Consider the following 14,213-nt stretch of genomic DNA (forward strand, 5'->3'; position numbering starts at 1 on the left):
ACCAAATATCAGCAATGTGTTAAAAATGTTAATTATTATTGAGATATTATAGTATAATTAATCTGGTGTACAGTTTTTAGAGAGAATTCCATGCGAGTCAATCAACATTTATCCCGTAAACTTGTGGTGAGTTTACTGCCGCTATTGGTATCCTGTGCAAACGTGGCTCAGCCATTGCCCAGTGTGCATCCTAGTTTAAATGCCAGTAACAGTCGTTGGGATGAAGCCAGTCAAACTTTAACCATTACTCAATCGGTAACTTTTGCTAATAAAAGTGTCGATGTTGCAAACGACAAAGCACTAGATGAAGTCATGGAAGATTTTTATTGGACTATTCCAAAAAATATTAAAAAGGTCGTAATCGGTGAGAATGTTACCGTAACTGGGCATTTTCGTTTTAGTGACGAGCAAGTGCTAACAGGTCAAGATAGATTTACCAGTCGTATTTTTGGTACTAATACTAAGGCTTGGGCACGCGGCTTAAACCAAAAACAAGACAAAGGAACAACCTGTGCACGTAACGGAAAACCGGGTGCTGTAGCGGGTGATGATAGGATCCACGATTGTCAAAAATGGCAATACGGCGGGGTGAGTGTAGAGTCTAATGCACCCGTCAAAGCTAGCTATACCATTAAAAATTTAACGATTGAAAACCCTCGTACTTACGCTATTACGGCTATTCGTCATCGCATGATTGTCGATGGGGTTAATATTATCAATACCAGACCTTACCCTGACTACCAGAGCAATTCTGATGGTATTGGTGGTGGGCCTGGGAGTCGGGTGACTAACACTTATATTGATACTTGGGATGATTCAATCAAGCTGTATAAAGACGGTATGCATGTGGAAAACGTTACCATTATACATAACCCCAATGGCTCACCGTTTCAATTGGGTTGGGGCAATAAAAAACCTGCAAACTTTACGCTGAAAAACATTAAGGTTATTCAAGCTAAACCAAGTAAACGTAATCGTTTTAACTTAGCTTTGTTCGCTAATTCGGGTGGAAAAATCGCATCAACAGTTAACATTGATGGTTTTATCGCTGATTATGAATCAACTGCGATATTAAACAAATGTGGTGAAAACCAAGTCATGCCATTTGCTTATATCTCAAACCCACAATCGACATTGACATTAAACGTTGCTGATAACGCTGCTTTGCAAATTAACGCGCCCGCTAAAGTTTGCGGTAAAGGAAAAGTGCTTGGGTTAAGTGATTTTAATGCCAAGCAAGCTGTTACCCTTAAACGGGGAAATATTGCTAAAGTCACAGGCTGTTTGCAATGTGAACCGAAATAAACGGCGAGTTATTTTAAGACAGCCAGCTAGCACTATGCGTGGTGCTAGCTATATCTATGTTATTACTATAAGATTAGCTTAATGTAAGAATAAAAATATCCTTTTTGTACGCAGGAATAGGTATGGCGGTTTTAGAAAGAAATCATAATTTATCTCAACGAATGACTAAAGAGCTGGGGCGCGGTATTGTCTGTGGCGAATATTCAATGGAAGATGGCTTACCCTCGGAAGCTGAATTATGTGATGAATTTGGTGTAAGCCGTACCGCGGTGCGTGAAGCGGTAAAAATGCTCTCTGCTAAAGGTTTGATTTCGAGTCGTCCGCGTCAAGGTATTCGAATTCTTCCGCAAGTTGAATGGAACCTACTGGATTCAGATGTTTTGACTTGGTCATTAGAAGGTAAAGTGTCATTGCACGTACTTAAAGAGTATTTGCAAATGCGTATGGGTATTGAGCCAGAAGCTGCCGCCCTAGCAGCACGTTACGCTAAGCCAGAAAACATTGCTGCCATTGAAGATGCATTAGCGCGTATGAAATCAGCATTTGAAACAGAAGACAGCGAAGCTGAACTTGAAGCGGATATCGATTTTCACGTTGGTATTTTATACGCGACAGGCAACCGCTTTTATATTCATATGCGTGACTTTACCCGCACTGCGCTTAAGGTCAGTATTCAGCATACCACACCGATTAAAGCCGACCCTATGGGTATTGTTGATGATCACGGCAAGGTACTAAACGCGATTAAAGCCGGTAATGCCGAACGCGCTAAAAACACCATGTTCTTACTCATCGATGAAGCCATCACCTTCATCGAACAAGAGATAGCTAAGCTTTAATATTGTAGGTCGGACGTGTACGTCCGACACATCCTAAATCTTATTGTAGGCGAGCATTTATGCTTGCGAACTTGCAAGCATAAACATAGGTGCAAGACTGCAGTCTTGCCTGCAAACCAACCCCAAAAAACGCAAGACCGCCAAAAGTAGGGGCTTGGAAGCCAAGTCTCGCCAACAATCCAATTGTTAAATCTTGTTAAACATGTTTTCTAGCAAATTAAATTAATTGTATTATAATATCCTTAGTGTTAAATTAAAGTTATTGAACAAAGCAGTTTAGGAAAGTAACAATGCGTAAATTGAATGGTTACATGACCGCGGCGCTAGCGGCGTTGTCTATCCAGTTAACAGGTTGTGGTAGTGAGTCGACTAGCCAACCAGCAGCCAAAGCACCAGCCCCAGTTGCCAAACCCACCACTTTGGCTCAAGCAGAAGCTAAGCAACCGAATATTATCTTTATTTTAGCTGATGATATTGGATATGCCGACTTAAGTACCAATGGCCAGAAACATTTTTCTACACCTAAATTAGATACTATGGCTGAGCAAGGCTTAAAGTTTACTAACTTTTATGCGGGTTCAGCGGTATGTGCACCTTCTCGTTCGGTATTAATGACGGGCATGCATAATGGTCGCACACCGGTTCGTGCTAACTACATGACCATTCCGCAAGAAGATGGCAGTAACGTTTATCAAGGTCGTAGTTTTAAAAATGATGAAGTCTTAGTTTCTGAAGTGCTTAAAGATGCCGGTTATACCACGGGTGTTGTTGGTAAATGGGGACTTGGCGAAGCGCATGATGAAGGTCATCCTAACAAACAAGGTTTTGATTATTTTTATGGCTATTTAAACCACGTTCATGCTCATAACCACTACACTCATTTTTTATGGCGTAATAACCAGCGCATTGATTTAAAGAACAAAACCCAAAAAGTGGAATGTAACTATTGTTCTAAGTTTGGCTTTGATGGTGATGTAACCCCTATGGAGCAGCGCTTTGAATATGTTGATAGCTTGCTTCGAGACGAAGCGGTTGATTTTATCGAGCGTAGCGCCAAAAAAGATCAGCCATTCTTCCTCTATTATTCTCTGATTTCTCCGCACGCTAATAACGAAGCCGAGCAAGTAGATTGGGCGCATGGTATGGAAGTGCCAGACTATGGTGAATTTGATGGTAAAGATTGGCCAGAAACCGCCAAAGGCTATGCTGCTATGATGCGCCATATCGATAATTCAGTTGGCAACATTATGGATAAGCTAAAAGCGCTAGGCATTGACGATAACACGATTGTGATCTTCTCTGGTGACAATGGCCCACATGCAGAAGGTGGTAATAATCCTGATTTCTTCGATTCGAATGGTGAATTACGCGGCATTAAGCGTGACCTTTACGAAGGCGGTATTCGTATGCCAACTCTCGCTTGGGGGCCAGGTATTGTACCTGCGGGTAAAGAGTCAGACCATATTGGTTACTTTGGTGATGTGATGGCAACTTTTGCTGAACTAGCAGGAACCAAAGCGCCAGACAATCTTGATTCTTTAAGCTTTGCACCAGAGCTAACAGGTCAGTTTGATAAACAAGCTGAACATGATTATCTATATTGGGAATTCCATTTACACGGTTCTTCACAAGCGGTACGCCAAGGCAACTGGAAAGCGATCCGCTTACCGTTGATGACAGGACCAATCGAGCTTTATGATTTAAGCAAGGATCCAAGTGAAACCACTAACGTAGCGGCACAAAACCCTGAGTTAGTGGCTAAGTTTGCTAAGATCATGGCTGAAAACCACGAGCCACACGCATACTGGCCAATTAGCAAAAGCGACCAAAGCCCTGATCGCCAGCGCAATCCTATCTTTAAAGACATTGCTAAAAACTAATTAAAACTAAAGGAGCCAAGGCACTTGTCTTGGCTCTCTTAGCAAACGGACTCACACTAAATGAAAAACACGATCAAACACGTGGCTGTTTGGGCTGCGCTTTCGTCTGTGGCTTTGGTTGGATGTAACTCTGAATCACCAACGGCAAAGACGGAAACGGCTCCTGTAGCGGCTAAACAAAAAGACCAGCGTCTCAATATTATTTGGGTGATGGCAGATGACTTAGGTTACGGCGACTTAGGCAGCTATGGTCAAACCAAAATTAAAACCCCACATCTTGACCGCATGGCGGCTGAAGGTTTGCGTTTTACTGATATGTATGCAGGTACAACGGTTTGTGCACCGTCGCGCTCGGTATTAATGACAGGTTTGCATATGGGACATACCCCCGTGCGCGGTAATGCCGACAAGACTATTCAAACTCTAGCACCAGAAGACGTCACTGTAGCTGAAGTGTTACAAGATGCAGGTTACGAAACGGCACTTATTGGTAAGTGGGGCCTAGGTGATGACGGCAATACTGGCTTACCGAATGACCAAGGTTTTGATTACTTCTTTGGTTATTTAAACCAAGTCCATGCGCATAATCACTACCCAGATTTTTTATGGCGTAACAAAGAAAAAGTGGCACTATCTAATGTGGTTGAACCTAGCCCATTCCCGTACATGTCGTTCCATGGTGGGGTTGCTAAGCCAGAAAATCGTAAAGTTTATTCAAGCGATTTATTCTACGAAGAATCGGTCGAATTTATCGAACAAAATAGCGATAAGCCGTTCTTCCTATTTGTGTCGTTAACTTCGCCGCACGCCAATAACGAAGCTGAAAAAGTTGATTGGGCGCATGGTATGGAAGTGCCTCATTATGGTCAGTATGCCGATTTAGATTGGGCTGAACCTGCGAAAGGTTATGCTGCTATGGTGAGCCATATTGACGATGGTGTTGGCAAAATAATGCAAACGTTAAAGAAACAAGGCATTGCCGATAACACCATTCTTATCTTCACCTCAGATAACGGTCCGCACGAAGAAGGCGGTAACGACCCTTACTTCTTTAACTCGTCAGGTCCATTTAGTGGTACTAAACGTGCGTTAACTGATGGCGGTATTCGTATGCCATTTATCGCTTGGGGGCCGGGTGTCGTACCGACAGGTAAAGTAAGCGAGCATATTGGTTACTTTGGTGACTTAATGGCAACGGCCGGTGAAATGGCTGGTGTTAAAGTGGCTGATAACTTGGATAGTGTTTCAATGTTGCCGGTATTAACAGGTAAAGATGACAAGCAACAACAACATGAAATGTTGTACTTCGAATTTTATGAAATGGGCGGTATTCAAGCCGTGCGTTATGGCGATTACAAAGCTATTCGAACCCCATTTTTTACCGGTGATATTACCTTGTTCAACGTTGAGCAAGATCCAAAAGAATTAAACGATATTGCGGCGCAGCACCCTGAGCTGATCGCTCGCATTAATGAATTTATGAATACAGCGCATGTTCCTGATCCGCGCTGGAAGCCCTCGGCCGGTGCTGCTGGCCGAGATTAATCGATAGGTGTATGAAATATGATTGAATTGAGTCTTTTAGATTGGCTAGTGCTGGCAGGCTTTTTTGCCCTGATAGCCGCTGTTGTTTGGTTCTCGATGCGTTCCAAAGAAGAAGATACAACAGATTACTTTTTAGCGGGTCGTAACGCAACTTGGCTAACCATAGGTGCGTCAATATTCGCATCAAACATTGGTTCTGAGCACTTGGTTGGTTTATCAGGAGCTGGAGCTTCTTCGGGTATGGCGTTAGCCCACTGGGAATTGCAGTCTTACATCATCTTGTTGTTAGGTTGGTTTTTTGTACCGTTTTATTGGAGCTCTAAGGTATACACCATGCCAGAGTTCTTACAACGTCGTTTTTCTGAGCGTTCACGTACGTTTTTAGCGGCCATCTCTATTGTCAGTTATGTATTAACTAAAGTGGCAGTAACGGTTTATGCGGGCGCTTTGGTACTGCAAACCTTATTAGGCATCGACACCATTTGGGGTATCGACTTCTTCTGGATTGCGGCTATCGGTATGGTGGTTGTGACTGGTATCTACACAGTATTGGGTGGTATGAAAGCCATTATGTGGACTTCAGTTCTACAAACACCAGTGCTATTAATTGGCTCGATTATTATTCTTTGGGTTGGTTTAGATAAAGTCGGTGGCTGGGCTGAAGTTGAACGTATCAACGCTAGCAATATGCACCTTATTCGCCCTTGGGACGATCCTGAATTTCCATGGCCTGGCATTATTTTTGGTTCATTTATTATTGGTTTCTGGTACTGGTGTACCGACCAATATATCGTACAACGTGTATTGTCAGCTAAAGGCATTAAAGAAGCACGTCGCGGCACTATGTTCGCGGGTTATTTAAAACTATTACCGGTATTTATCTTCTTAGTGCCAGGCATGATCGCGTTTGCTTTAAAGCAAAAAGGCCTAATTAGCTACGATGCATCCGATGCGGCTTTTGCTACCTTAGTCAGTGAGTTATTGCCAGCAGGTGTTAAAGGTATCGTGATTGGTGGCTTATTAGCGGCATTAATGTCGTCATTGGCGTCGTTATTTAACTCGTCAGCGACCTTGTTCACTATCGATTTTTATAAGAAGTTTCACCCACAAGCATCAGAAAAACACTTATTGCATATTGGTCGTTTAGCCACAGTTGGTATTGTGATCTTAGGTATGCTGTGGATCCCGTTAATGTTGGCGTTAAGCGCAAACTTATTTGAATACTTACAACAAGTTCAAGCGTTAATTGCACCGGGCATTGCCGCTGTGTTCTTATTAGGTATTTGTAGTAAGCGTATTACCGAAGCGGCTGCATTCTGGGGCTTAGTGATTGGCTTTATCTTAGGTATGGTGCGCTTGGTATTAAGCTTCTTTGCCGAAAGCGTAAAAGAACTACCGGTTATCGGTTGGTACGCGAACGAGAACTGGTTGTACATCTGTATCTTCTTGTTTGTGGTTATCACAGCCTTGATTATCTTAATCAGTATGTTCACCCCAGGTAAGTCTGATGAAGAGCTGAAAGGCTTAACCTTTACCACTATGCCAAAAGAACAAGTTGCTGAAATCAAAGCGGGTGTCGATAAATGGGACATCATCCATACTGCTGGCATTATCGGTATTACTGTGTTCATTTACTGGCGCTTCTTCTAAGCGCTAACTAGCGCGCTCCTTGTCCTTTTTTTAAATAGAAGGGGCAGGGTGCAAACAGTTTTAGGCCTAGGGCAACGGCTTGTTTTAATGTGTGTCGACAAGCCTAATCCTACGCGAGCGGCGTAAGCATTATTAATGCTTACGCCGCTTTTTTATACCAAGCTGATGTAAAAAATTGGATTAGTCTAGCTACTCGCTATCAACGCTTACCTTCAATGTCAAACACTCCAACTCTGGCGCGATCCTTGTCTGTTTCTTACATATTCTATCTTTAGATAATATAGGGGTGATTAATAGCCTTAATTATTAAACGAAATGTTCATAATTATTTATATTTGTATTATATTAATATTTAAGTTGTCAGAGAGATGTTAATGTCTAAATAGTGATTTATGGATCAGAACTAAGTGAGCACAATCCCTAAGAAAAGAACATCCTTTCAATTTGGTGCTTTTATGGTTGACCCCAACAGTGATCAAATTTCATTTGCTGGGCAGACTAACAAAGTTGAACCAAAAGTGATGGCGGTTTTATTGTATTTAATCGATAACCGTTGTCGGGTTGTGAGTGTAGAAGAGATATTGTCTGCCGTTTGGAGTGGGGTTGTCGTAACTCCCCAAACAGCTCAGAGGTGTATCTCTGTTTTGCGCAAACTTTTTAGTCAAGCTGACGATGGTCGTGATTATATTAAAACTTACGTCAAAAAAGGTTATCAGATAGGTGTCGCTCCAGATCTTGAGCAAGAAAAAATCGCCGCCCGCAGCCGATCTACGGCATATTGGATTTTGCCATTACTGCTTGTTATCGTTTTACTGACAGTATTTTGGAATAAAAAGCAAACAAGCTATGAACAAGTTATTTTCCCCCATGAAAGCCAAGTGGCTACTTATGCTTTACACCCTAACAAAGCCATAGTCGCTTACATTAAACGCGATCCGTTTAGTACAAACGGGGCCATTTGGCTGGGTGATACCAATAACCCCAGAGAAATTGCCAAAATTGGCCATATTTTACCTACAGCGCAAATTGATTGGTCGCCTGATGGTCAGTCCCTGCTGGTGATGGTCAACAAAAAAATTACGATATTCAAACTAAATGATAGGTTAGATACGATTGTTGATAAAAGCATTGTATTAAGTGAAGCAGATTATCGTTATAGGCAAGCAGATTATTTAGATGAAAACCACGCTCTAATTACGCGACTACCGCGCAGTCACGGAGTTTATGATTTATATAAACTCAATTTACAAACCAAGCAATTGTCTCGCGTTTTAGCTGATTCGGGGGTTAGCGCTTTTGCGTTAAATAAGCAATTAATTGCTTATGTTCATCGCAATGGTGAAATTTGGCATGTGAAGGTTTTCGATTTGACCCTACACAAAGAGATTGCCAATCAGGTATTTAAACAGGTAATTCGAGATATTGAGTGGTTAAGTGATGATATGGGTCTTATTGCGCATGTTGCACAAAATGAACTTTATATCATTCCACTAGCTGGTAAGCCGCAAAGGATAGCAAACTACCCAGAAGCCTATGTTGAAGAAATTGAATTGGGACAAAGACAGCAACTATATTATCTTAAAAAATCTAGCATTAAAAAACTATATCTAGGCCAAGCTAATGTCTGCTGCAGTTCGGTATTACCAACAGAGAATATTGCGCAATATCATGCCGTATGGGATCCGCTCGGTAAATCATTTGCTTATGTTACGACAACCCAAGGTACTTCCCAAGTTTGGCTATATTCTGGCGGGATTCATCGCCAGTTAACTCAATTTACACAGCAGCAGAAGTTAGCCAACCTAAATTGGTCAAGTGATGGTCATTGGTTGTTGTTTAAGGTAAATGACGACATTTATGCTTACTCATTATTATTGAGTACTGGCAATACATTGTTATCGGATGTCTATTTCTCGAAGCCACTTGGATTTAATAAAAATAAAGAATTTTTTTATTATCTTGATACAAATGGCTATCAAGATCGTGTTTGGAAAGTGTCACTAGCGGATACCAGTAAACAAAAAGTGTTAACTCTGGCTGATGATACTCAAGTTGTGAGTAGTAATGGGAATATTTTTTATTTAGGAAAAGGTAAAAATCAGCTTTATATGTTTGATGGTCAAACTAATCATTTATTAGACTCTGAGTTTCCTGACGACGCGACATTGCACTCTGCTAATGCTCAAGCCGTGTTTTATTTTTTAAATCGGCCTGGCAGCATGAAAAATATATGGCAATGGGACTTAACAACGCGTGAGCAAAAAATTGTTGTACCAAGACTCAGTTATAGTGGCGACGTCCTGAGTATATCACCTCAGCAAAAAGTGGTTTACGGGCAAGATATTGAAACGAAACGCAAATTATATAAACGACAACTTGCCCCGCTACTAGCGCCTTTCAATCGCTGATGCAATACAGGCTCAAAGATAACGATTAAGAAGTTCAAAGCGCTGAATTTTATTAATGTTTTTTATTTGACTGCAGGTCATTAGTGTAAATGTTTTTTGACTTGAAGCAACTTATCAATTGGGAAAATAAATATAAAAACTCTATTTTTCTAAATTAAAAACAAAACCTTAAGTTGTTTTTAGGGTGAGTTTATAGGCTAAAGTATTCCTAAAGTTTTTAGCAAAATTAAGGTTTGCTTGAGATCGTTTCTTGTTAGGTATGTTGCTATAGATTTTGAACAAAACGCTTTTTATGATTTGAACGAAAAGGTACACGGCGTTACTTGTTTTTCAGCTCGTTTTACCACTGGGCAGCAAATGTCGCTTGTACTAAAGGGTTACATTTGAAAAGCATAGCTAATGCTTCACAGCAAACTTGATTGAGAGTAAACATGAAAAAAAACATTTTATCTTTTGCTTCACTTTGTTTTGTAGTGTCTTGTTCGTTAACGTCACCGCAAACGCCTGATAAAAATTACAATTATGTGATTGATGATGCGGCAGACCCCCATGCTATTGTCGAAGACGGTACTGTATACGTATACCCAACGCATGATCAGTGGAAACGAAAGTTTTACGCTTTCTCGTCTCGTGATTTAGTTAATTGGCAACGTCATGGGCCGATTCTTGATTTTAAGGATATCTCTTGGTTACCAACCAAAAAACGCCCATGGGCACCGGGTATGATCCAAAAAGACGGTAAATACTATTTTTATTATTCTGCTGGCCCTATGCCATCTTATATTGGGGTTGCTGTTTCAGATTCACCGATTGGACGTTTTAAAGACTCGGGTGCAGCATTGGTAAAAGACCAAAATCAGCATAAAGATCCTGCTCAACGTCAAGGACGCCGTTTTGAAGCAATTGATCCTATGGCTTATCACGATCCTGTTAGTGGCAAATATTATTTGTATACAGGAGGAAGCGCTGGTTCTACGTTAAGAGTATTTGAGCTTAATGACGACATGGTTAGCATCAAACGAGAAATTAATGTTGAAACGCCGCAAAATTTTACTGAGGGTGCCTTTATTCATTACCACAACGGTATGTATCACTTCACCTATAGCCATGGTCGTTTCAATAAGGACAGTTACTCAATTTATTACTCAACGTCAAAGACACCGGTTGGTCCATGGACATATCGCGGCAACTTAATGAAAAGTGATGATAAATTTAAAGGCCCTGGACATCATTCCATTATTAAAAATAGTAAAACCGATAAGTGGTATATCGTTTATCACCGCTGGGAAAATGTTGAAGGTAAAGGGCCTTATCGCAAACCAGGCAATCCTCGTAAAACGGCCATTGAAGAAATGTTTTATGACGAAAACGGGCTAATTAAACCCATTCCTATGACAGCGAAAGGCGTAGGTAAAGTTACGTTTTAGTGTTTATTTTAATAACCCAATCAATCTAATGACAGCTGGCTGGTTGACAGGCTTGCAATGAATAGTACGGGTGATGTTGTTGAGCAATTTAGATAGGTTGATGGCCTCAGCCTTATCACCGTCGATAAGAGTTAATTATGAAGTTTAAACAATCACTATGCATGGCATTTACAATATGGTTGCTGTTGGGGTGTAGTATATCGAGCACTCAGATTCCAACTGAAAAAAAAACAACCAACACAAGTGCAACTCAGCCTAATGTTTTGATGATTTTGGTGGATGACCTAAAGCCAGCGTTAGGTGTGTATGGTGATCCAATCGCCATCAGTCCTAATATAGATAAGCTTGCCGCACAAGGCATGCGCTTTGAACGAGCTTATGTCAATCAAGCTGTTTGTATGGCATCAAGATATAATTTAATGTTAGGTAGCCGTTCAACTAGTTCTGGCTTATATAATTTTGGTGTATCGCTACGGGAGCGATATCCTCAAGCGTTAACTCTGCCCCAGCTGTTTAAGTCAGCTGGTTATCATGCTGAAGCCATGGGGAAAGTTTATCATATCGGTCACGGAACGATTGATGATACGGCCAGTTGGAGTCGGCCACATCGCGCTGACAAGGTAATTGAATATATTCTCCCACAAAGTACTGGGGGGACCATTACACGTGAAGAAGGCATGTTTACCAATGCATCTTGGCGAGATGGTATTAATAACATGAAACGCCCGCGCGGCGCAGCTTGGGAGGCACCAGATGTATTGGATGAAGCCTATGCTGATGGTCGAATAGCCACTCATGCAGTTAATCGCTTACACGAGCTAAAAAAAAGTGGGCAGAAGTTTTTTATGGCAGTGGGTTTTGCACGGCCTCATCTACCGTTTTCGGCACCTAAAAAATATTGGGATGCCTATGATCCGGCTAAGTTTGCCATGCCTCAGTTTATTAATGACCCCAAAGGCGCCCCTCAATTTGCGGTAAAAAGGCAAATGGAGATCAACAATTTTACACCAGTAAACCCTAAAAAACGTATCGTTAAAGACGAAGCATTAACCAGAAACCTAATACATGGTTATTACGCAAGTATGAGTTATATGGATGCCCAACTAGGGCGAGTTATAGATGCATTGAAGGTGACAGGGCTAGATAAAAATACGATTGTTGTACTGTGGGGGGATCATGGCTATCACTTAGGTGATCATGGTTCTTGGACTAAACATTCAAATTATGAGCAAGCTACCCATATCCCGCTGTTGATGGTTGTGCCGGGCGTGACTGAGCCAGGGAGTGTAACCAAACAAATAACAGAAACGGTTGATATTTATCCAACATTAGCAGAATTAGCAGGGATCAGTATTCCAAAAACACAACAGGCTATAGATGGAACCAGTATGTTGCCTGTGTTGCAGAATGCTAACAAGCGCTTGAGAGATCACGCTTATCATGTATGGCGTAATCCTCGTTATACAGGGCTTGCGATTAGAACTGAGCGTTATCGATTGGTAAAATGGCTCTCAAACAAAGGGCTCGAACCTATCATAGAGTTATATGACTACCAACAGGACCCTTTAGAAACCGAAAATGTCGCTAGTAAAATGCCTCAATTAGTGCAAAAACTGGAAGCGACGTTAGCAAAACACCCACAACATGCTGCGCTATTTAAGCCTAAGAAAAATAAGCAGAGGCAGTAATGGCAAAGTTAATTAGTCTAATGTTGGTTGTATGTGTCGGTTTGATATTGGTGGCTTGCACATCTACCGAGAAAAAGGCGACAAACAAGATCGTAGCAAACCGCCCTAATGTTGTAGTTATATTTATTGATGATTTGGGTTATGGCGATATTAGCGCATTTGGCAATACCCAAGTTGCGACTGCTAATATTGACCGACTGGCTAAAGAAGGGAAAAAATTCACGCAATTTTATGCCAACTCTCCGATATGTTCGCCGTCTAGGGCGGCGTTAAAAACGGGAGTGTATCCGCATCGTGAACGGATTAATTCATTCTTAGAAAGTCGCCGCTATAATCAGCAGCGATATATGGCAGACTATATGTCAACTGAGCGTTTGACTTATGCACGTCTTTTTCAGCAAGCAGGGTATGCCACGGCACATTTTGGTAAATGGCACATAGGTGGAGGGCGCGATGTTGATGACGCACCGTTGCCTACTGCCTACGGTTATGATGAAACTTTAGTATCATTCGAAGGATTGGGTGATCGCATTTTATGGCAAAAGCATGGTAACCAAAAATTAAGTTGGAATTATCCAGCTGACAAGGGAAAAATTTTTTCTTTGCCTAAACATCAAACTACCCAAACTTATGTTGACCGAGCGATCGACTTTATTCAACGCCACAAAAATCAGCCCTTTTTGGTTAACATGTTTCCGAATGACGTGCATGATGCTCATAACCCATCCAAGGAGCAATTGGCTAAATGGCAAGGTAAAGGACGCCACTCAAAAGAAGACCGTTTTTTCGCCATACTAGATGCCATGGACCAACAAATTGGCCGTTTGCTTAATGCGATTGATGAAGCTGGAGTTGCAGATAACACCATTGTTATTTTTACGTCAGACAATGGTCCTACTGATTGGCATCATTATTATAAACAAAATATGACACCGCCGCCCGGCTCTACAGGTCCTTTTTTTGGGCGTAAGTGGAGTTTATATGAAGGCGGTATCCGCATGCCTTTTCTTATACGTTGGCCTTTGAAAATACAAGCCGCAACGGTCAATGACTCAACCTGGTTTAGTGCAATTGATTTATTGCCAAGCTTAGCCAGCATGGCGGGTTTACCTCTTCCCGAACAAACGAAGCTTGATGGTATCAATATGGCTGATGCCTTGTTAGGAGGCAATCAACGTCGAGATAAGCCTATCTTTTGGGAATACGGTGTTTACCGAACCATTAAACCAGGCTTACAGGCACATCGCAGTCCTCGATTAGCCATGCGTGATGGAGATTATAAATTGTTGATGGATCCTAATGGTTCTAGGCTCATGTTGTTTAACTTATTGGCTGATCCCGGTGAAACTATGAATCTAGCAAAGGAGCAACCCCAGCAGGTAGCAAGCATGAAACCGCGTTTATTAGCTTGGTGGCAAGAAATGAATAGCTACCTAAATCCGCATTGATAACGGCGCTGTAATCAATACGA

Annotated in this window: 9 protein-coding genes; all 9 read left to right on the forward strand. The window is 41.5% G+C overall.

Annotated features, from left to right (window positions below):
* The first annotated feature begins 90 nt into the window (after positions 1–90).
* The 9 genes from C2869_RS07580 (at position 91) to C2869_RS07620 (ending at position 14,190) form a co-directional block, all read left to right on the forward strand.
* Positions 91–1,305: a glycoside hydrolase family protein gene (locus C2869_RS07580; protein WP_108602371.1), complete on the forward strand. Its 1,215-nt coding sequence runs from the start codon at positions 91–93 to the stop codon at positions 1,303–1,305.
* Positions 1,306–1,427: 122 nt separating this feature from the next.
* Positions 1,428–2,144 (forward strand): FadR/GntR family transcriptional regulator, encoded by a 717-nt coding sequence (locus tag C2869_RS07585; RefSeq protein ID WP_108602372.1) that lies wholly within the window; start codon positions 1,428–1,430, stop codon positions 2,142–2,144.
* 290 nt (positions 2,145–2,434) lie between these two features.
* Positions 2,435–4,024, forward strand: a complete 1,590-nt coding sequence (locus C2869_RS07590) for an arylsulfatase (protein WP_108602373.1) — start codon at positions 2,435–2,437, stop codon at positions 4,022–4,024.
* 60 nt (positions 4,025–4,084) lie between these two features.
* The gene (locus C2869_RS07595) at positions 4,085–5,569 is read left to right on the forward strand and encodes an arylsulfatase (protein WP_108602374.1); all 1,485 of its coding nucleotides are present in this window, start codon (positions 4,085–4,087) and stop codon (positions 5,567–5,569) included.
* Positions 5,570–5,587: 18 nt separating this feature from the next.
* Positions 5,588–7,219 carry a sodium:solute symporter gene (locus C2869_RS07600; RefSeq protein ID WP_108602375.1) on the forward strand — a complete coding sequence of 544 codons (1,632 nt, stop codon included), beginning with the start codon at positions 5,588–5,590 and terminating at the stop codon, positions 7,217–7,219.
* A 407-nt stretch (positions 7,220–7,626) separates the two neighbouring features.
* Positions 7,627–9,627 carry a winged helix-turn-helix domain-containing protein gene (locus C2869_RS07605; RefSeq protein WP_159084090.1) on the forward strand — a complete coding sequence of 667 codons (2,001 nt, stop codon included), beginning with the start codon at positions 7,627–7,629 and terminating at the stop codon, positions 9,625–9,627.
* A gap of 431 nt (positions 9,628–10,058) precedes the next feature.
* Entirely contained in the window at positions 10,059–11,054 is a 996-nt protein-coding gene (locus C2869_RS07610; protein WP_108602377.1) for a family 43 glycosylhydrolase, read from the forward strand.
* 137 nt (positions 11,055–11,191) lie between these two features.
* Entirely contained in the window at positions 11,192–12,742 is a 1,551-nt protein-coding gene (locus C2869_RS07615; protein WP_199915637.1) for a sulfatase, read from the forward strand.
* Complete coding sequence (locus C2869_RS07620) at positions 12,742–14,190, forward strand: sulfatase-like hydrolase/transferase (protein WP_108602378.1); 1,449 nt, start codon at positions 12,742–12,744, stop codon at positions 14,188–14,190. Before C2869_RS07615 ends, C2869_RS07620 begins: the two co-directional genes overlap by 1 nt.
* The last annotated feature ends 23 nt before the right edge of the window (positions 14,191–14,213 follow it).

Source organism: Saccharobesus litoralis, assembly GCF_003063625.1.
Lineage (GTDB): Bacteria > Pseudomonadota > Gammaproteobacteria > Enterobacterales > Alteromonadaceae > Saccharobesus > Saccharobesus litoralis.

What these genes read in the sequence shown, in the direction of transcription:
- C2869_RS07620 (WP_108602378.1), top strand. Translation starts at nt 12,742, where the DNA reads ATGGCAAAGTTAATTAGTCTAATGTTGGTTGTATGTGTCGGTTTGATA.
- C2869_RS07595 (WP_108602374.1), top strand. Translation starts at nt 4,085, where the DNA reads ATGAAAAACACGATCAAACACGTGGCTGTTTGGGCTGCGCTTTCGTCT.
- C2869_RS07585 (WP_108602372.1), top strand. Translation starts at nt 1,428, where the DNA reads ATGGCGGTTTTAGAAAGAAATCATAATTTATCTCAACGAATGACTAAA.
- C2869_RS07590 (WP_108602373.1), top strand. Translation starts at nt 2,435, where the DNA reads ATGCGTAAATTGAATGGTTACATGACCGCGGCGCTAGCGGCGTTGTCT.
- C2869_RS07600 (WP_108602375.1), top strand. Translation starts at nt 5,588, where the DNA reads ATGATTGAATTGAGTCTTTTAGATTGGCTAGTGCTGGCAGGCTTTTTT.
- C2869_RS07610 (WP_108602377.1), top strand. Translation starts at nt 10,059, where the DNA reads ATGAAAAAAAACATTTTATCTTTTGCTTCACTTTGTTTTGTAGTGTCT.
- C2869_RS07615 (WP_199915637.1), top strand. Translation starts at nt 11,192, where the DNA reads ATGAAGTTTAAACAATCACTATGCATGGCATTTACAATATGGTTGCTG.
- C2869_RS07580 (WP_108602371.1), top strand. Translation starts at nt 91, where the DNA reads ATGCGAGTCAATCAACATTTATCCCGTAAACTTGTGGTGAGTTTACTG.